This is a genomic window from Nocardia sp. NPDC050710, from assembly GCF_040654375.1.
Lineage (GTDB): Bacteria > Actinomycetota > Actinomycetes > Mycobacteriales > Mycobacteriaceae > Nocardia.
Genome location: NZ_JBFAHV010000005.1, coordinates 39,901 through 59,279, shown reverse-complemented (window position 1 = coordinate 59,279; position 19,379 = coordinate 39,901). Strand labels below are relative to the sequence as shown.

Here is a 19,379-nt window from a genome sequence, read left to right as displayed (position 1 = left end):
GATTCGATATAACAGCAGTTCTGCGCTAATTTGTAACGCGATAAGTAAATATGGCGATATTGTTCTGACGATTCGATGCGATCAGCGAATGGCTGGCAATCGACACCATGGAGGTTGTGAATGATCACCACTGTGCTCAACTGGCTGCTCAGCGCATGGGGCGGCGTTTCCGCCGGTAGTTCGGGTTACCAGATCCCGCCCGGCACCCTGCCCTTCGGCAGCTGAGACCATTGCGCACTCGCCGCGACCTCCGCGGCAGGTGCGTCACCGCATCTCCGACTCGAACCAAAGCCCTACTCGCCCAAGAGGAATTGGGCGAGATGTCGGCTGCCACAGGCCGCCAGCTGGGCCGCTTGAGTACGACATGAGAAACCGTCGGCAATCAACGTCGCCCCCGATTCGGCGGCTCGGAGCGCGGGTAATAAACCATTCTCCGCCACCGCGATCGAAATGTCGTAATGGCTGGATTGCATTCCGAAATTTCCGGCCAATCCGCAACAACCGGTGACCTCTGTCACATTAACGGACATATCAGCTAATATCTGGCGATCAGCATCGAAGCCGAGTACGGCATGCTGATGGCAATGCGGCTGGACCACCACCGAGGTACCCGGCCGCGCGGGCGGGCGCCAGTCGGGTTGCGCGAGGAGGAACTCCGCGAGGGTGCGCACGGCGGCGGCGGTGGGTCCCGATCGGGGATCGTCGGGCAATAGCTCCGGCAGATCCGCGCGCAGGACGGCGGTACACGACGGCTCCAGCCCGACCACGAGGCCGCCACCTCGGACGTGTTCGTCCAGCGCGTCGAGCGTCGCGCGCAGCCGGGCCCGAGCACCGTCCAGCTGGCCCGTGCTGATCCAGGTCAACCCGCAGCACACGCGCCGCCGAGGCACCAGTACCCGATAGCCGAGCGATTCCATCAACCGCACGGCGGCCAGCGCGATCTCGGGATCGAATGCGTTGGTGAACGTATCGATCCACAGCATCACCTCTGGAGCCGCATCGCCATCACCCGCGGCGGATACCGTCGGTGGCCGCGACGGGTTCGGTTGTGCCGCCGCATTCTTCGCGCGATCGCGCCATCGCGCACGGAAACTCCGCTCAGCCAGCCGCGGTACCGCACGCCGCGGGTCGACCCCCGCCGCACGCAGCCCGATTCGACGCAGCCAGCCGATTCGCGCCAACGCGTTGGCCGCGCGTGGCATCCGGGTCGCCGACGCCAACCAGCGGGGCAACCAGCCCAGTGTGTAGTGGTCGATCGGGCGCGGGCGGCCTCGATAGCGGCGGTACAGGGCCTCGGACTTATAGGTCGCCACATCCACGCCCGCCGGGCAGTCGGAGCGACATGCTTTGCAGGACAGGCACAGATCCAGGGATTCCGACACCGCGTCCGAGGACCAGGGGAGCGCGCCGCGCACCACCTCCTGGAGCACCCGGGCCCGGCCGCGCGTGCTGTCCTTCTCATCCGCGGTGGCGAGATACGACGGGCACATGAAGCCACCGGTGGCGCGGGTATCGGCGCGGCACTTTCCCACGCCCACGCAACGGTGCACCGCGGTACCGAGGTCCCCGTCGTCATGCGGAAAGGCGAAGCCGACGACCGGAATTCGCGGCAGCCCCGCCACGCGCAGATCCGCGTCGATCGGGCGCGGGTCGACCAATACCCCCGGATTCAGTATGTTGCCGGGGTCGAACAGCGCCTTGTACCCGGCGAATACGTCCAGCGCATTCCGAGAGTACATGACCGACAGCAACTCCGAGCGGGCGCGGCCGTCGCCGTGCTCCCCGGAGAGCGATCCGCCGTAGCGCACCACCAATTCGGCCGCGTCGAACAGGAACGACCGGAACCGTTGCGGCGCATCGACGATCGGCAGATCCAGCCGCACGTGAATGCAGCCGTCGCCGATATGACCGTAGAGCAATCCGTCCACCCGGTGTTCGGCGGTGAGCTCGGCGAAGTCGCGCAGATAGGCGCCCAGCTGCGGCGGCGGCACCGCCGCGTCCTCCCAGCCCGGCCAGGCCGGATGCCCGTCGGCGGTGCGCCCTGCCAGCCCGGCGCCATCGGCGCGGATACGCCAGAGTGCCGCGGCCGCGGCGGGATCGGTGACGACGCGGGAATCGAGCGCCCCCGCGGTTCGGCACAATCGCCGAGCCGCGGCCAGTGCCTCGTCCGTGGTCGCACCGGCGGTCTCGACGAATAGCCAGCCGTCGCCGCGGGGCAACTCCGGGACGCTACCGCGGTGGGCGCGAACGATATCAACCAACCGCGCGTCGATACCCTCCACCGCGATCGGCGCGCAGGCCATGACCGCGGCGATATCGTCGGCGGCGTCGGCCATCCCCGGATACCCGAGCACGGTGAGCACCGTGACCGGCGGCAGTTCGACCAATTCGACCGTCGCCGCCAACAGCAGCCCACAGGTGCCCTCGGTGCCGGCGAAGGATTTCGCCACCGCCGAACCGCGTTCCGGCAGTAGGTGTTCCAGACCGTATCCGGAGGCCTGCCGATCGAAGCGGCCCAACTCGGTGCGCAGCACCGCGAGATTGGCCCGGGTGAATTCGGCCAGGCCGGGCAGCACCGCCGGATCGGCCGCGAGGGTTCGCTCGGCGCCCGTACCGTCCAACAGGCGCAACGCGGTCACATTATCGGAGGTGCGACCCCACGCCACGGCATGCGGTCCGCAGGCGTTGTTGCCGATCATGCCGCCGAGGGTGCAGCGGTTCTGCGTGGACGGGTCCGGCCCGAACCGCAGACCGTGCGGGCGGGCGACGCGTTGCAGTTCCGACAGCACGACACCGGGCTGGACCCGCGCCAGCCGCCGCCGCGGGTCCAGCTCCAGTATCCGGTTCATATGCCTGCTGAAATCCAGCACGATGCCCGGCCCGATCGCATTGCCCGCGACCGAGGTTCCGGCGCCACGCGCGGTCACGGTCAGGCCGTGCTCGCGCGCGAACTCCAGCGTGGCCGCGACATCGGCGTCCACGCGCGGAAATACCACCGCGGTCGGCCGCACGCGGTAGTTGGAGGCGTCGGAGGAGTATTCGGCGCGGCGGCGCGGCGACAGGTCCAGCTCGCCGTCGAGGCGACCGCGCAACTCCCGCACCATCCCGTCCTCGATCACCCTGTCAGCCTAAACGCGCTGTTCAGCCCGCGCGGCTTTCGCTGTCGGAGGAATTCGGGATCGGCCAGGAATCGACTTGCTCTCAACCTTTGTTGAGGTCTTAATGTCGGAGGCCAGGGTTTGGATGGCGGGGAGCGAGAGGAATCGGGACGTGAGTGAGCGCGATGCGGGAAGATCGGTGATGGAGCCGAGCGTCAGCGAGGCGCGGGCATGAGCATCGAGTCGGTGGCGTGGAGCCAGATGTATCGGCGGGCGAACGCGCCGCAGGAGGAGCGGCCGTTCAGCCTCGCCACGGCCAAGCGCATCTTGCGTTTCGCGGAGCCGCATCGCCGCAGGATCGGGGCGTTCCTGCTGTTCAGCGTGTTGTCGGCGCTACTGGCGGTGGCCACGCCGGTGCTGGCGGGCCGGGTGGTCAACGACATCGTCGGCGGGGCGGCGCCCCGGGTGGTCGTGACGCTCGCGGCCGTTATCGGCGCGCTGGCGGTATTCGATGCCGGGCTCGGGCTGGTGATCCGATGGCTCTCCTCCCGAATCGGTGAGGGACTGATCCTCGATCTGCGGACCGCGGTCTTCGATCACGTCCAGAAGATGCCGATCGCATTCTTCACCCGGACCCGGACCGGCGCGCTGGTCAGCCGCTTGAACAACGATGTGATCGGCGCGCAGCGGGCATTCAGCGACACCCTCTCCGGGGTGGTCGCGAATCTGGTGACACTCGCGCTCACGCTGGCGGTGATGGTCGGCATTTCCTGGCAGATCACCCTGTTGGCGCTGGTACTGCTGCCGGTCTTCGTCGTTCCGGCACGGCGGATGGGCAATCGGCTGGCCGGGATCCAGCGCGAAGCGGCCGGATTGAACGCGGCCATGAGCACCCAGATGACCGAACGGTTCTCCGCCCCCGGCGCCACCCTCGTCAAGCTGTTCGGACGGCCAGAGCAGGAATCGGACGAGTTCGCGGTGCGGGCGCGACGGGTGCGCGATATCGGCGTGCGCACGGCCATGCTGCAGACCGTATTCGTCACCTCGCTCACCCTGGTCTCGGCGCTCGCGATCGCGCTCGTCTACGGCCTCGGTGGTTGGTACGCCCTACGCGGGCAGTTGGACGCGGGTGCGGTGGTAGCGCTGTCACTGCTGCTCACCCGGCTCTACACCCCGCTGACGGCATTGGCCAGCGCCCGGATGGAGATCATGTCGGCGTTGGTCAGCTTCGAGCGGGTTTTCGAAGTGCTCGACCTGAAGCCGCTGATCGAGGACGCGCCAGAGGCGGTCGCGGTGCCCGAGGGACCGGTCGCGGTGGAACTGGACGACGTGAGCTTCGGCTACCCATCCGCGGACAAGGTATCGCTGGCCTCACTGGAGGATGTGGCGACGCTGGACACCCGCGGTGGGGTGGAGGTGCTGCACCGGGTGTCGCTGCGCGCCGAACCCGGGCAGTTGGTCGCGCTGGTCGGATCCTCGGGCGCGGGCAAATCGACTATCGCCCAGCTGGTTTCCCGGCTGTACGACGTGGACTCCGGAGCGGTGCGCCTCAATGGCGCCGATGTGCGAGACCTGAGCACCCGATCGCTGCGCGAAACGGTCGGACTCGTCACCCAGGATGGACACCTGTTCCACGACACCATCCGCGCCAACCTGCTGCTGGCCAGGCCGGAGGCGACCGAGGAGCAGCTGTGGGATGCGTTGCAGCGGGCTCGGTTACGCGATCTCGTCGGCTCGCTGTCCGATGGGCTGGACACGGTGGTCGGCGAGCGCGGTTACCGGCTCTCCGGTGGCGAACGCCAGCGCCTCACCATCGCGAGGCTGCTGCTGAAGCAACCACGGGTGGTGATCCTGGACGAGGCCACCGCGTCACTGGACTCGACCTCGGAAGCGGCGGTGCAGGAGGCACTTTCGGAGGCCCTGGAAGGCCGCACCGCCCTCGTCATCGCACACCGGCTCTCCACGATTCGCGCTGCCGACCAGATCCTCGTGCTCGAAGCGGGCCGGGTGGTGGAACGCGGAACCCACACCCAGCTGCTCACCGCCGACGGGCGCTACGCGGAGTTGTACCGCACCCAGTTCGCCGATGAACCGGATACGGTGGCGGCCTAGATTCACCGGTGTGGGCGGACAGTTTCCGTGCGAATTCGGCGGAAACCATGGAATTGGTGCGGAAACTGTCCATGTAGACCAGGGCAGTCCACTGCGGCGACGTGGCTACTGGCGGTAGGTGGCCAGGAAGCGGCCGATGCGTTCGATGATGGCCTCCAGTTCGTCGGCGTGCGGGAGGGTGACGATGCGGAAGTGGTCGGGGCGCGGCCAGTTGAAGCCGGTGCCCTGGACGATATGGAGTTTTTCCTGGAGCAGCAGGTCCAGGACGAATTGCTCGTCGTTGTGAATCGGGTACATGGACAAATCGATGCGCGGGAACGCGTACAGCGCCCCCTTCGGCTTCACACAGGAAATGCCGGGGATGGAGTTGAGGGCCTCGTAGGCGCGGTCACGCTGGTCACCGAGGCGGCCGGTGGGGAGGGTGAGGTCGTGGATGCTCTGATATCCACCCAGTGCGGCTTGAATGGCTTGCTGCGCGGGGACATTCGCGCAGAGGCGGAGGCCGGCGAGCATGGTGAGGCCCTCGATGTAGTTCTCGGCGTGCTGGGTGGGGCCGGAGACCACCAGCCAACCGGAGCGGAAACCGGCGCAACGGTAGGACTTCGAGAGACCGGAGAAGGTCAGGCAGAGCAGGTCGGGGGCGAGCGAGGCCACCGAGGTGTGGGTGAGGCCGTCGTAATAGATCTTGTCGTAGATCTCGTCGGCGAAGACCACGAGGCTGTGGCGGCGCGCGATCTCGAGGATCTGACGTAGGACCTCGGGTGGGTAGACCGCGCCCGTCGGGTTGTTCGGGTTGATCAGGACGATGGCACGGGTACGGTCGGTGATCTTGGATTCGATATCGGCGAGATCCGGATACCAGTCGGCGGCCTCATCGCAGATGTAGTGCACGGCCCGCCCGCCGTTGAGCGTGGTCGCGGCCGTCCACAGCGGGAAATCCGGCGCGGGAACCAGGACTTCGTCGCCGTTCTCCAGCAGCGCGGTCATGGCCATCATGATCAGTTCGGAGACGCCGTTGCCCAGGAAGACGTCCTCGACATCGACATCGGTGAGACCGAGCGTCTGGTAATACTGCACCACCGCGCGCCGGGCCCCGAGTAGGCCCTTCGACGATGAGTAGCCGCTGGATGCGGGCAGATTCCGGACAATGTCCTGCAGGATCTCCGCCGGCGCCTCGAACCCGAACGGCAGCGGGTTGCCGGTATTGAGCTTCACCACGTGGTGGCCCTCGGCCTCGAGGCGCGCCGCGTGCTCGGCTACCGGGCCGCGGATCTCGTAGGACACTCCCGCGAGCTTGCTCGACTGCTTCACCTGCATGGACAACCCCTTCTCGGACACTGTTGCCGCACACTCTACTTGGAACTTCCAAGTTTGCACTTGGTTATTCCAAGTTGTTGGCTACAGTGGGTAGCGTGCCACGCCGAAGCTACGACCACTACTGCGCCGTCAGCCGGGCCCTCGATGTCGTCGGGGACCGCTGGAGTCTGCTGGTCGTCCGCGAATTGTGTTCCGGCCCGCGCCGATACAGCGACCTGTTCGCCGATCTCCCCGGGATCAGCACCGATATGCTCGCCGCCCGCCTGAAAGACCTGGAACGCGACGGCATACTCACCCGCCGCAAGGTGGGCCCGCGCGCGGGCACCGCGGTCTACGAACTCACCGCCGATGGCGCCGCCCTGCGCCCGGTGCTCGACTCGCTCTCGACATGGGGGACCTCACAACTCGGCGAACGCCGCGCCACCGACGCGGTGCGCGCTCACTGGTTCGCCCTCCCCCTCGGCCGCGCTATCGCGCAACGGATTCCGGCGGGCACGGCGACGGTCCACATCGGCGACAGCGCATTCCACTACGTGATCACCGAGGCAGGCATCACCCACCACGACGGGCCCGCCGCCACCCCGGACCTGGAACTCCGCTTCGACCTGAGCACCGCCACCGAGGTGGCCACCGGCGTCCGCTCGCTCGCCGACGCGATCGAACGGACCGCCCCCCAGGTGAGCGCGCCGTGACGGTCGCTTCCGGGCACGGCGTGCACCCACCGGGTCCGCGATCACCGCGACGGCCGACGAGACCGGCACCTCACACCCGCGCCCCGCGTTCCGATCTCGAAGACCCTATGCGCCGATAACTCTCAGCGACGGCGGGACTCCAGACCGTCCAGCACGCGCTGGACCCCGTAGTCGAATTTGCGGTCCCTGATCGCGGCGGGCGACTCGCTCCAATCGCCGCCCGTGGTCGTGCCACGCAGATGGGGAAATTCGGCGACGGCCCGCTCGGCGGCGGGACGCAATCCGGCCACCATCTCGTCCTCGCTCTGGCCGCTGCGCGCCAGCGTGGTGAGCCAGGCGGCCTCACTGATGCCGACGCCGACAACGTAACCGACCACGGTGCCGACGGCATCGCCGATTTCCGCCGGATCGAATCCGCCGATCTCGAAGAGGGCGACCATACGTTCGGTCATCCGCATGACATTGGGCCCGAGATAGGACAGGCCGACCTGACCGAGGCTGGCGGCCATCCACGGATGCCGCAGAATCATGGCGCGCATTTCGGCGGCGAATTCCACGGTGGCGGAACGCCAGTTCGCGCGATCGTCGATCTCCGGGACCTGGATCTCGCCGTAGACCGCGTCGACCACCAGTTCGATGAGTTCGTCGCGGTTGGCGACGTGCCGGTAGAGCGAGGTTGCGCCCGCATTGAGGCGGGCGCCGAGCTGGCGCATGGTCAGCGCCTCCATACCCTCGGCATCCAAGAGCGATACCGCCTCGGCGACGATGTGCTCGCGGGTGAGGACGGGCTGTTCCCTGGTCCGGCGCGGACGCGTCCACACCGATCCGACCTGCTGTTTCTCCCCCGACATGGCGACTCCTTCCGTTGCGTTCATGCTAGCGCACAATGTTCGCTCTCGCGAACGCTCAACTCACATGCGTACGCTGTTCGCAGCACCAGAACATCGTACGCATCACTGCGAGAGAAGAGATTTCCGATGGACGCGATCGACACCCGCAACCCGAAACGCTGGTGGATCCTGATCGTGCTGTGCCTCAGCACGCTGGTTCTGGTCATAGACAATTTCGTCCTGGCCGTGGCGGTACCGCCGCTGGCCGAGGATCTGAACGCCAGCGCCCAGGACATCCAAATGGATCCTGGACTCCTACATCCTGGTATTCGCCGGACTGCTGCTCACCGCGGGCGGACTGGCCGACCGGTTCGGCAGGCGGCGGGTGATGATCATCGGACTGGCCCTGTTCGGGCTGGCCTCACTCGGGGCCACCCTGGCAAGCAGCGCGGTCGAAATGATCGCGGCGCGCACCGTGATGGGCATCGGCGGAGCGCTGGTGCTGCCGAGCACGCTCTCCATCCTGATCACCGTCTTCGACGACGAGGAACGCCGCAAGGCGATGAGCGCATGGAGTGCGGCCTCGGTGCTCGGCGTGGTCGGTGGCCCGGTACTGGGCGGCATGCTGATCGCGCACTTCTGGTGGGGCGCCGCGTTTCTGATCAATATCCCGGTCGCGGCGATCGCCATCATCGCGGCGCTGACGCTGATGCCGGAATCCAAGGGTCCGTGGACCAAGCCGGATGTGCCGGGCGCGATCCTGTCGATGATCGGTATGACCTCGCTGGTGTGGACCATCATCGAATTCCCCAAGGGCGGTTTCGATCACGCGAGCACCCTGATCACACTGTCCATCGCCGTCGTCAGCATCGTCGCGTTCGTGGTGTGGGAGAAGCGGGTCGAGCACCCGATGGTTCCGCTGAATCTGTTCCGGGACCGCAACTTCGCGGGCGGCAGCCTTTCGCTCACGCTGGTGCAGGTCGCCAATGGTGGCCTCCTGCTGGTGCTGACCCAGTACCTGCAGTTCGTGCTCGGCTACACGCCCACCGAGGCGGGCCTGGCGCTGATCCCGATGCTGTTGTCCTCCATCGTGTTCAACGGCCTCGGTGCCGGACTCGCAACCAAGGTCGGCAACCGCGTCCTCGCCGTCACCGGCATGCTGATCACCACCGTCGGCCTGGGGCTACTCGCCACCCTCGCGGCGGAAAGCGGGTTCACCATGGTCGCGGTCGCCCTCGTGGTCCTCGGCGCGGGCTCCGGTCTGGCGGCGCCCGCGGCGATCGCCGCGCTGATGAGCGCCGTTCCCGCGGAACAGGCCGGTGCGGGCTCTGCCCTCAACGACACCATCCAGCAGGCGGGAGCCGCTTCGGCATCGCAGTCCTCGGCAGCATCCTGTCCAGCAGTTTCACCGGCGCCATGCCGGAGTCGGCGCCCGAGGCGGCCCGGCACTCGATCGGCGAAGCGCTGGCCATCGCCGCCGGCACCGGCGATGCCGAATTGGCCGCCACCGCACGGGATGCCTTCACCACCGCCATGTCCGCTAGCTTCGTCGTGGGTGCCGCCGGTGTCCTGGCCGCCGCGGTGCTGGCACTGTTCGTGATGCGTAAGCACACGACCGCGCCGGAAGCCGGGACGACGGAGCAGTCCGCACTGGGAGAGCTGGTGTGAGCGGACAATTTTCGTGCGCATCCGGCGGAATCCGGGGAATACGCGTCGGAACTGTCCGCGTAGACCGGGTCGCCCTCAGAATTCGCCCGCGACACCGAATACCGTGCGGCCGGAGTGGGTTCCGCGCTGGATCGCGTGCAGGACCCGCTCCGCCTCGGTGACCGGCGCATAGCTCTCGATCACCGAAAGATGCTGGGGGCGTAGTTCATTGCCGAGGCGGCCCCACAGCTCTCGACGCTTCTCGATGGGCAGGGCGACGGAATCGATGCCGACGAGGGCCACCCCGCGCAGGATGAACGGCATTACGGTGGCCGGAAGATCGGTGCCGCCGGTCAGACCGCTCGCGGCCACGGTGCCGCCGTAGCCGATCGCGCTGAGCACGTAGGCCAGGGACCTACCGCCGACGCTGTCCACGGCACCGGCCCAGCGTGCCTTCGACAATGGACGCAGCTTCGCCTCCGGATCTTCCGGGAGCCTGCCGATGACCTCGTTCGCACCGATCTCGGCGAGCAGGTCGGCCGCGTCGGTTTTTCCGGTGGAGGCGATGACCTCGAAGCCGAGACCGGAGAGGATGTCGATGCTCACGCTGCCGACACCGCCCGTCGCCCCGGTGACGAGGATGGCGCCGGTTTCGGGTGTCAGCTCGCGGTCGAGCAGGGCCTGCACGCTCATCGCGGCGGTGAAGCCGGCGGTACCGAGAATGGCCGCGTCCCGCGTGTTCAGTCCGTCGAGCTTCACCACCCACTCGGCGGGCACCCGGGCGTATTCGGCGAAGCCGCCGTGTTGCGTAACGCCGATGCCGTAGCCGTGCGCGACGACCTGATCTCCCGGTGCGAAATCATCGTCCTCGGAGCTGACGACCTCGCCGGTGATATCGATGCCGGGCACGATCGGATATTTGCGCACCACCCCGCCGCCGGGGGTGATGGCCAGCCCGTCCTTGAAGTTGGCGCTCGAGTAATGCACCTTGATCGTCACGTCGCCCGGTCCGAGGAAATCCTCGTCTACCTGCTGCTTCGTCAGAACGATCCCGCTGTCCGATTCGTGTGCCACCATCGCGGAGAACTCCATGCGGTCGAGCATACGAGCGTCCGCGCCCGGGGTGGTGGATCTACTCGGGTACCAATTCGAGGCGGACACCGAGCAGCCGGACCGGACGATCCAGCTCGAAACGGTCGACGATGCGCAGCGCGGTATCGACTATTCGCGCGATATCGGTGGTCGGCTCGGGCAGTTTCTCCTGCTTGCTGCGGGTGAAGAAGGTATTGGAGCGCACGGTGACCGAAACCCGGGTGCTGATCCGGCCCGCGGCCGCCATTTCCTCGGCGACCTCCTGCGCCAGGCGCGCCACCTGGGCGTCGATATCGGCGCGTTCGGTGAGATCATGCGGGAAGGTCTCGGATTTGCTGCGGCCCACCGGAACTCGCGGCTCGGTGGTGACATCGGTATCGCCCTTGCCGTGGCCGAGCACCCAGAGGTACGGGCCGGTGTTCGGGCCGAATTCCGCGGCCAAGCGGTTCCGGTCGGCGGCCATCAGGTCGGCGACGGTTTCGATCCCGAGGTCGGCGAGCCGGGCGGCGATCCGATTTCCGATGCCCCACAGCGCGTTCGTCGGCCGGTGCGCCATTACCTCGTTCCAATTCGCGGCGGTGAGCCGGAACATTCCGGCACCCGAGCCCGCGCCTTCCGCGGGTGCGGCCGACGACTTACCCGACGACTTGGCGAATCCGGTGGCCAATTTGGCGGTGAGCTTGTTGTCGCCGATACCGATCGCACAGGTCAGATCCAATGTCGCGATGGCGCCGCGGATTTCGGCGGCGAGGCGCTCCGGGTCATCGGTTTCGGCGGCGAGGAACGCCTCGTCCCAGCCCCACACCTCGACCCGGCCGGGAAAGGTGCGCAGCAGCGACATGACCTCCTCGGACGCCTCCTCGTAGCTGGCCATATCCAACGGAAGGAATATCGCCTCGGGGCATTTGCGCTGCGCCGAACGCAGCGCCATCCCGGCTCGCACACCGAAGGCCCGCGCCGGATAGGACGCGCAGGTCACCACCTTGCGCGGCTCGGTCGGATCGCCGTGGCCACCGACGATGACCGGCAGTCCACGCAATTCCGGGTGACGGCGGAACTCCACCGCCGCCTGGAACTGATCGAGATCGACATGCAACAGCCACCGGGCCGTGGGCGACCGCTGTCCGCCGGGCGCCTCGACAGCCGGTCGAGTCTCGGGACGGGTTTCGGGCGCACCAGCCGGGTCACCCATGCTCGTTCGAAATCACTCGGCACCTCCGCATCGCCTGGCACCTCCGCATCACTCGGCGCCACGGCATCACCTGGGACCACAGCGAGCCACCGTTGTGCTGCGCATACCTTCGTAACCATCGTAAGGACGAGGGGCGACAAAGTTGCCCGACCGCCGGGGCCGTCCGCGGGCATTTGCACGGCCCAGCAGACAGAACTAAATTCTGTATATGAAGATTCGAGATCGGCTGCTGCTGGCAGCCGAGCATCAGTTCGCCGAACAGGGGGCACTCGATACGACATTGACGCAGATCCGGGATGCGGCGGGTGCCAGCGTCGGCGCGCTCTACCACCACTTCCCGGATAAGGCCGATCTGTACCGGCAGGTGTGGGCGCACGCGCTCACCGACTATCAGCAGCACTTCTGGGTGGCGGTCGCCGAGAGCGCCGGCGCACGCGAAGGCGTGACCGCGGGGGTGCGTGAGCATCTGCGCTGGGTCAGCGAAAACCGGGACCGGGCAAAGATTCTCATCTCGGCACGACCGCCGGGCGTACAGGACAGCGACAGCAACCGGGAATTCATGACCAACGCCTGGCGGTGGTGGCGCACCCACGCCGGATACGGCGCGGTGCGGGATCTGCCCTTCGATCTGGTCTACGCACTGTGGCTCGGCCCGGCGCAGGAGTATTCGCGCCAGTGGCTGGCCGGGGATATGCGTACCGCCCCGATCGAAGTCGCACGGGAACTGGCCGACGCCGCATGGCTCACGCTGCGCGCCACCGATCACTGAGGACAACGAAAGGCATTGCGATGACCGCACAGTCGATGACCCTCGACCTGGACCTGGCTCGCCAGGTGCTGGCCGCCCAACCCTTCGCGAACCTGGTCGGCACCGAGCTCACCGCATTCGGCGACGGCCGCGCGACCCTGATCGTCGCGATCCGCGCGGAACTCGGCCAGCAATTCGGCTACGTGCACGGTGGGGCGCTGTCCTATGTGGCCGATAACGCGCTCACCTTCGCCGCGGGCACCGTCCTCGGCGCGAATGTGCTGACCGGCGGGTTCGCCATCACCTATCTGCGCCCGGCCGCGGGTGACCGGCTGCGCGCCGAGGCATCGGTCACCGGCGCGACCCGCCGCCAGGCCGTGGTCAACTGCGAGATCTATGCCGAGAGCGATGGCGCGGATCCGGTGCTGTGCGCGGTCGCCCAGGGCACCACCCGCACCGTCGAGCGGGAACTGGCCGGGTAGTTCGTCGCGCCGCCGGTACTCGAATTCAGCACCCGGACGCTCGATCCCGCCCGAAGCGGTGACAGACGAAACGGGCCGGGCACGCGAGGTTCTCGTGCCCGGCCCGTTCTGGTGGGATTACGCCGTCGCCGCGAAGTCCGCGCGGTCCAGGGCCGGTTCGGCGACCGGCTCGATGGCGTAGGCCAGGATATCGGCCACGTCGGCGACGGGGCGCACATCCAGTGCGGCCAGCACCTCGGCCGGAACCTCGTCCAGGTCCGGCTCGTTGCGGGCCGGGATGAACACGGTCTTCAATCCGGCGCGCTGCGCGGCGAGCAGCTTCTGCTTCACGCCGCCGATCGGCAGCACCCGGCCGTTCAGCGTGACCTCACCGGTCATGCCGACATCGCCGCGCACCTGCCTGCCCAGTGCCAGCGAGACCAGGGCCGTGACCATGGTGACGCCCGCCGAGGGTCCGTCCTTCGGCACCGCGCCCGCCGGGAAGTGGATGTGGATATTCCGATCCAATACACGGGGACGGTTGCCGACGGAGTCGGCGGGGTGGGTGAGCACCGACGGCTGGATACCGATTTCCTCCAGGTGTGAGCGCACGTAGGTCAGGGCGATCTGCGCCGACTCCTTCATGACATCGCCGAGTTGGCCGGTCAGGGTCAGCGAGCGCTCACCCTCGGCGGCATTGGCCTCGATGTAGAGGACATCGCCACCGGCGCCGGTCACCGCGAGCCCGGTCGCCACACCCGGCACCGCGGTGCGTTCCACCGAATCGGGGGTGAAACGCGGGCGGCCGAGGTACTCCTTCAGATCACCGAGACCGATCGTCGAAGAGCCCGTGGTTTCGGCCTTCACCAACCGGTCGTAGCCGAGCTCGGGATCGTAACCCGACCCGATATCGGTCACCACGGCGTCGGATTCGGCGGCCGTTCCGATCTCGGACAGTTTGGTCGCCGCCTTACGCAGGGCCTTCGCGATCAACCGTTCCATCTGCCGCACCCCGGCTTCCCGGGTGTAGTTGGCGGCGATCTCGCGCAACGCCTCCTCGGTGATCGAAACCTCTTCGGCGGTCAGCGCATTGCGCTCCAACTGCCGCGGCACCAGGAAGTCACGGGCGATGGCCACCTTGTCGGCCTCGGTGTAGCCGTCGACGGTGATCAACTCCATCCGGTCCAGCAGCGGCCCGGGGATGGTGTCCATGACATTGGCGGTCGCGATGAACAGCACATCGGACAGGTCCAGATCCAGATCCAGGTAGTGGTCGCGGAAGGTGTGGTTCTGCGCCGGATCCAGCACCTCGAGCAGCGCGGCCGCCGGGTCACCACGGAAGTCCGAGCCGACCTTGTCGATCTCGTCCAGCAGGACAACGGGATTCATCGATCCCGCCTCCTTCATGGCGCGCACGATCCGGCCCGGCAGGGCGCCCACGTAGGTGCGCCGATGACCGCGGATCTCGGCCTCGTCGCGCACGCCGCCCAGGGCGACGCGCACGAATTTCCGGCCCAACGCCCGCGCCACGGATTCACCGAGCGAGGTCTTGCCGACACCGGGCGGGCCGACCAGCACCAGCACCGCGCCGGAACCGCGTCCACCGACGACCTCCAGGCCGCGTCGAGCCCGCCGGGCCCGCACCGCCAGGTACTCGACCATGCGGTCCTTGACCTCGTCCAGGCCGTGGTGGTCGGCGTCCAGCACCGCGCGCGCGGCCGAAACATCGGTGCTGTCGGTGGTTTTCACCGCCCACGGCAGTTCCAGCACGGTATCCAGCCAGGTGCGGATCCAGCCCGACTCCGGGCTCTGATCGCTGGCCCGCTCCAGTCTGCCGACCTCACGCAGGGCGGCCTCCCGGATATCGGCGGGCAAATCGGCCTGCTCGACACGGGTCCGGTAGTCGTCCGCGCCGTCCGGCTCGTCCTCACCCAACTCCTTGCGGATGGCGTTGAGCTGCTGGCGCAGCAGGAACTCGCGCTGGCTCTTCTCCAAGCCTTCGCGCACATCGTCACTGATCTTCTCGGTGACCTCGGTCTCGGCGATATGCGCGTTGGTCCACTCGATGAGCGTGGTCAAACGCGCGGTCACATCCGGGGTTTCGAGCAGTTCCCGCTTCTGGTCGGGGGTCAGGTACGGCGCGTATCCCGCGGTGTCCGCGATCGCCGACGGATCGGTCAGCTGATTGACCGCGTCGATGATCTGCCAGGCCTCGCGGCGCTGGAGCACCGAAACGACGAGCTTCTTGTATTCGGCGGCGAGTTCCTTGGTGCGTCCGTCGGCGGTGGGCGTCTCGACCGGTTCGGCCTCGACCCACAGGGCGGCGCCCGGCCCGGTCACCCCGTGACCGATCTTGGCGCGCCGTTCGGCCTTCAGTACGGCCGCCGGCGCGCCGCCGCGCATCCGGCCGACCTGTTCGATGGTGGCGACCACGCCGTAGGTGGCGTAGCCCTCCGCCAGCCGGGGCGCGAGCAAGACCGCTTCGGTCTTCCCGGCCCGCGCGGCGTCGATGGCGGCCTGTGCGGATTCATCCAGTTCTATGGGCACGACCATGCCCGGCAGCACGATCGGATCGGTCAGGAACAGCACCGGCAGGTTCTGAGGTGTAGTCACGAGTTCGACCCTTCTAAAAGTTGAGCGATGCCTACTCAACCCCGGCCATCACCCGTTTGTTCCGTCCCCCGGACCGGTTCGCTCAGAGCGAATCATCGCGACGCGGGATCCCCGGCCGAATGCCGCCGACCGGGCCGCGTTGACACCCCCACCAGGCCAATGAGAATGTGGGGGCCTCACTATCTCAGACAGGGGGCTCCCAGGATGACGACACTCGCCGCGGGCGTGTTCATCGACTGGGAAGAGTTGACCGGCCAGTCCAAGTTCGTGGTGGATCTGATCACCTTCCCCATCTTCAGCGCGCTGGCGGGATGGCTCACCAACTGGACCGGCGTGCTGATGCTGTTCTGGCCGGTGCAGTTCCGTGGCTTTCGGATTCCCGGGTTGCAGGTGTTGTACCCCTACTTTCCGCGGCGGGTGCAGGTGCTGCCCACCTTCTCCGGCGACGGGCGGCAACTCGGTTTCCAGGGCTTCATTCCGGCGCGGGCGGAGAAGATGGCCAGCATCTGCGTCGATAAGGCGCTGATGCGGATCGGCAGTCCCAAGGACTTCATCCACGAGCTGGATCTGGACGGAATCGCCGACTACATCGCCGAACTCGCCCGTAAGCAGGTCAAACCGATCGTCGACGAGATCATGTACCGGGAGAACCCGGATCTGTGGCGCACGGTGCCGAAGCAGGTGAAGCAGGTCATCTACCAGCGGGTGGATCGGCAGCTGCCGCAGCTGACCCGGCGTGCCTTCGACAGCCTCGGCGACAATATCGATCAGCTCATCGACATCAAGAGCTTCGTTATCCGGTACCTGCGGCAGAATCCGTACATCCTGAAGGATCTGACCACCACCATCGCCGCCCCCGAGCTGAAGTTCATGGTCCGGATCGGTTTGCTGGGCGCTCCGTTCGGTCTGATCATGGCGCTGTATCTGCATGTGCACCACGACATCCCGATCATCGGCTGGCTGCCCTCCTGGGTGATCGTGCTGGCCAGCGCGGCGGCGATCGGCGTGATCGTCAATGTGATCGCGGTCAAGATGGTGTTCGAACCGGGCGATCCGCAGCCACGTTACAAATACCTGTGGAAGCAGGCGCTGCTGGCCAAGCGCCAGCCGCAGGCGGCGGTCGACCTCGCGCATATCCTGGCCTACCAGGTGCTGACCCTGCCCAATCTCTCCACCGAATTGCTCGACGGCCCGAACGGCGATAAGACCCGTCAACTGATCGAGCGCTTGGTCTCCGACGAGATCCACCGTCAGCTCGGCCCGACGGCCTCGATGGTGCGGGCCGCCTTCGGCAAACGCCAGTTCGACAATCTCAAGGTGGGCGCGGCAGGGGCCGCGGTGGGGCTGGCGCCGAGCATGGTGGAGGACGAGCAGTTCGCGCTGGAGCAGGCGAAGAAGATCGACGAGTTCGCCGCGCGCAAACTGCAGCAGTTGAGTCCGGGCGAGTTCATGGAGATGTTCTACGCGTCGGTCGAGCAGGACGCCTGGCTGCTGTACCTGCACGGTGCGGTGCTCGGCTTGGCGGTCGGCGCCGCCCACCTGATCATTTTCGGCTGGTAGTCCGGCACCGCCAGAAAAACAAGCGGGCACGCTTGCATTTTTCCCGATTGCGATGCAATGCTGAATCGGCGATGACGCGTACGCCGTGGTGCGCGCCGCTACCGGTAAGGGAAACAGATGGTTGACCTCGAGGCGCTGCTCGATGATTTCGCCGGCGAATGCGCGGATCTGGAACGACTGGTCGCCCCGCTGGCACCGGGAGAGTGGGCCCGCCCGACACCGGCCGAGGGCTGGACCATCGCCCACCAGATCGGCCACCTGGCCTGGACCGATGAGATCGCCACGGTCGCGGCCACCGACTCCGACCGCTTCACCGAACTGCTGACCGCGGCCGGTCCGAAGGCACTGACCTTCGTCGACGAGGCCGCGGCGGAAGCCGCCCTCTCGCCCGCACCCGAGTTGCTCGATCGCTGGCGCCGCGGCCGCGACGCACTCGCCGCCGCACTGCGCGTGGTGCCCGCGGGCACCAAACTGCCCTGGTTCGGGCCGCCGATGAGCCCGGCGTCGATGATCACCGCCCGCATCATGGAGATCTGGGCACACGGGCAGGATGTGGCCGATGCGCTCGGTGCGCGGCGGACCCCGACCGCCCGGCTGCGCAATATCGCCCACATCGGCGTCCGCACCCGGAATTTCGCCTATACGGTCCGCGGCCGAACAGCGCCCGCCGAGGATTTCCGGGTCGAGCTCACGGCCCCGGACGGCACGATCTGGAGCTGGGGGCCCGAGGATGCCGCGCAGCGGGTCACCGGGCCCGCCTTGGACTTCTGCCTGCTGGTGACCCAGCGCAGGCACCGTGACGATCTCGCCCTGCGCGCGATCGGCACCGACGCCGAGAACTGGCTGACCATCGCGCAGGCCTTCGCGGGCCCCACCGGGGAAGGCCGGGCCGCGGGCCAGTTCGCCTGAAACTCCCGGGAGCATCCGACCGGGTGACCACCCGACCGGAATCACCCGGCCCGGGATTCGGGAGCGGGCGAGCGCCACACTTGGGTGCGCCGTTCGTGTCGACGGCCGGACGCCGTTGGCCGGGTGTCTCGATGGCAGTCGAGAATGACGCTCGCCAGCTACCCGTCTTTTACCCTGCCGTCAGCCAGCGGAAACATTGACGACGGTAGGGATTGTGATCCTGCTCGCACCGGTTCGGTGCGCCTTCCGCCCTGGACGTAACCTGGACATGCGTACGACTTCCAACGATGCGGGTCGTTCTACGCGAGGGGATCAGGGGCGGAGGGAAAGGAACGCATCGTGACAGCACACAATCCTGTCCAGCTGGTGCGTCATGCCGCGATCGTGCTGGCCGGTGCCGCCAGCCTCAGCCTTACCGTCGCCGCCGGGACCTACATCGTCAACCAGATGGCGGATACCCAGGGCTTCGGATCGGTCGCGGGCCCCGCCGCGCCGAACGCCGCACCCGTATTCGAACCCGCCCCGCGCACCGGACTCCGAGCGACGGAGACGGCGTTCACGGGGGAGGCCATCCAATTGTCGGCCTTCTCGACCAGGTCGATCGACCTCGCGACAGATATCAAACCCGTTGGGCCACAATCTGATCCGGCCGTCGCCCCGAGCTTGTCCAGCGGTGTGGGCGGTCGGCTGGGACTCGGCGCCGCCTATGTCGGCGCCCAGCTCGCATCGATCCGCACCAATACCGTGGCATTCACCGTGGACACCAATATGCTGTCGGCCCTATCGAACCTGCTGCTATCGGACGCCGTCCGCAACGGCCTCGGCGTCCATGTCGATCCGTCCGGTATCACCCGGGTGCGCACCGAAATCGACACCCATCGCGGCGAAGTGACGCTGGTCTTCTCCGACCCCGCCCTCGGCGAGCACAGCCTGCGCCTGGACCGGAACCCGGCACCGTCCCCGGCACTGCGACCCGGCGCCGAAGGGGTGGTCGGCTACGGTTCGGCCGGTGCGCCGGATACCACTGCGACGCCGCATGATTCGGTGGCTTCGCACCATTCCGCCGGTAACGCACCGGAGCCCACCGTCGCGATATAGCCCGCCGCTA

General features: G+C 67.3%; 14 protein-coding genes. 8 read left to right on the top strand and 6 right to left on the bottom strand.

Translation table 11 applies throughout. The features are described 5' to 3' along the window. Nucleotides 1-293: 293 nt before the first annotated feature. Nucleotides 294-3,104: an FAD-binding and (Fe-S)-binding domain-containing protein gene (locus AB0H61_RS12095; protein WP_357303173.1), complete on the bottom strand. Its 2,811-nt coding sequence runs from the start codon at nucleotides 3,102-3,104 to the stop codon at nucleotides 294-296. Nucleotides 3,105-3,329: 225 nt separating this feature from the next. Here AB0H61_RS12095 and AB0H61_RS12090 point away from each other — a divergent pair, with 225 nt between their 5' ends. Continuing rightward, a complete protein-coding gene (locus AB0H61_RS12090) occupies nucleotides 3,330-5,210 on the top strand; it encodes an ABC transporter ATP-binding protein (protein WP_357302461.1) in 1,881 nt (626 codons plus the stop codon). A gap of 105 nt (nucleotides 5,211-5,315) precedes the next feature. On the opposite strand, the gene AB0H61_RS12085 is transcribed toward AB0H61_RS12090, so the two are convergent. Continuing rightward, on the bottom strand, nucleotides 5,316-6,527 hold the full coding sequence (locus AB0H61_RS12085) for a pyridoxal phosphate-dependent aminotransferase (RefSeq protein WP_357302458.1): 1,212 nt from the start codon (nucleotides 6,525-6,527) through the stop codon (nucleotides 5,316-5,318). A 95-nt stretch (nucleotides 6,528-6,622) separates the two neighbouring features. Here AB0H61_RS12085 and AB0H61_RS12080 point away from each other — a divergent pair, with 95 nt between their 5' ends. After that, nucleotides 6,623-7,219, top strand: coding sequence for a helix-turn-helix domain-containing protein (locus AB0H61_RS12080; protein WP_357302455.1), 597 nt, complete (start codon nucleotides 6,623-6,625; stop codon nucleotides 7,217-7,219). Nucleotides 7,220-7,341: 122 nt separating this feature from the next. Here AB0H61_RS12080 and AB0H61_RS12075 read toward each other — a convergent pair whose 3' ends face one another. After that, nucleotides 7,342-8,070, bottom strand: a complete 729-nt coding sequence (locus tag AB0H61_RS12075; RefSeq protein ID WP_357302452.1) for a TetR/AcrR family transcriptional regulator — start codon at nucleotides 8,068-8,070, stop codon at nucleotides 7,342-7,344. 283 nt (nucleotides 8,071-8,353) lie between these two features. On the opposite strand from AB0H61_RS12075, the gene AB0H61_RS12070 reads away from it, so the two are divergent. Beyond that, the gene (locus tag AB0H61_RS12070) at nucleotides 8,354-9,649 is read left to right on the top strand and encodes an MFS transporter (RefSeq protein WP_357303170.1); all 1,296 of its coding nucleotides are present in this window, start codon (nucleotides 8,354-8,356) and stop codon (nucleotides 9,647-9,649) included. A 143-nt stretch (nucleotides 9,650-9,792) separates the two neighbouring features. Here AB0H61_RS12070 and AB0H61_RS12065 read toward each other — a convergent pair whose 3' ends face one another. Together AB0H61_RS12065 and AB0H61_RS12060 are read right to left on the bottom strand one after the other, a co-directional pair. Further along, the gene (locus AB0H61_RS12065) at nucleotides 9,793-10,788 is read right to left on the bottom strand and encodes an oxidoreductase (protein ID WP_357302449.1); all 996 of its coding nucleotides are present in this window, start codon (nucleotides 10,786-10,788) and stop codon (nucleotides 9,793-9,795) included. A gap of 40 nt (nucleotides 10,789-10,828) precedes the next feature. Further along, nucleotides 10,829-11,980 (bottom strand): DNA polymerase IV, encoded by a 1,152-nt coding sequence (locus tag AB0H61_RS12060; RefSeq protein ID WP_357302445.1) that lies wholly within the window; start codon nucleotides 11,978-11,980, stop codon nucleotides 10,829-10,831. A 208-nt stretch (nucleotides 11,981-12,188) separates the two neighbouring features. On the opposite strand from AB0H61_RS12060, the gene AB0H61_RS12055 reads away from it, so the two are divergent. Both AB0H61_RS12055 and AB0H61_RS12050 read left to right on the top strand, forming a co-directional pair. Further along, nucleotides 12,189-12,749 (top strand): TetR family transcriptional regulator, encoded by a 561-nt coding sequence (locus tag AB0H61_RS12055; RefSeq protein ID WP_357302441.1) that lies wholly within the window; start codon nucleotides 12,189-12,191, stop codon nucleotides 12,747-12,749. 35 nt (nucleotides 12,750-12,784) lie between these two features. After that, nucleotides 12,785-13,210, top strand: a complete 426-nt coding sequence (locus AB0H61_RS12050) for a PaaI family thioesterase (RefSeq protein WP_357303168.1) — start codon at nucleotides 12,785-12,787, stop codon at nucleotides 13,208-13,210. 117 nt (nucleotides 13,211-13,327) lie between these two features. Here AB0H61_RS12050 and lon read toward each other — a convergent pair whose 3' ends face one another. Beyond that, nucleotides 13,328-15,742 (bottom strand): endopeptidase La, encoded by a 2,415-nt coding sequence (lon, locus tag AB0H61_RS12045; protein ID WP_357303165.1) that lies wholly within the window; start codon nucleotides 15,740-15,742, stop codon nucleotides 13,328-13,330. 264 nt (nucleotides 15,743-16,006) lie between these two features. Here lon and AB0H61_RS12040 point away from each other — a divergent pair, with 264 nt between their 5' ends. From AB0H61_RS12040 to AB0H61_RS12030, 3 genes are all read left to right on the top strand, one after another. Next, complete coding sequence (locus AB0H61_RS12040; RefSeq protein ID WP_357302439.1) at nucleotides 16,007-17,362, top strand: hypothetical protein; 1,356 nt, start codon at nucleotides 16,007-16,009, stop codon at nucleotides 17,360-17,362. Between the two features lie 117 nt (nucleotides 17,363-17,479). Beyond that, the gene (locus tag AB0H61_RS12035; protein ID WP_357302436.1) at nucleotides 17,480-18,271 is read left to right on the top strand and encodes a TIGR03084 family metal-binding protein; all 792 of its coding nucleotides are present in this window, start codon (nucleotides 17,480-17,482) and stop codon (nucleotides 18,269-18,271) included. 339 nt (nucleotides 18,272-18,610) lie between these two features. After that, complete coding sequence (locus AB0H61_RS12030; protein ID WP_357302433.1) at nucleotides 18,611-19,369, top strand: hypothetical protein; 759 nt, start codon at nucleotides 18,611-18,613, stop codon at nucleotides 19,367-19,369. Nucleotides 19,370-19,379 lie beyond the last annotated feature (10 nt).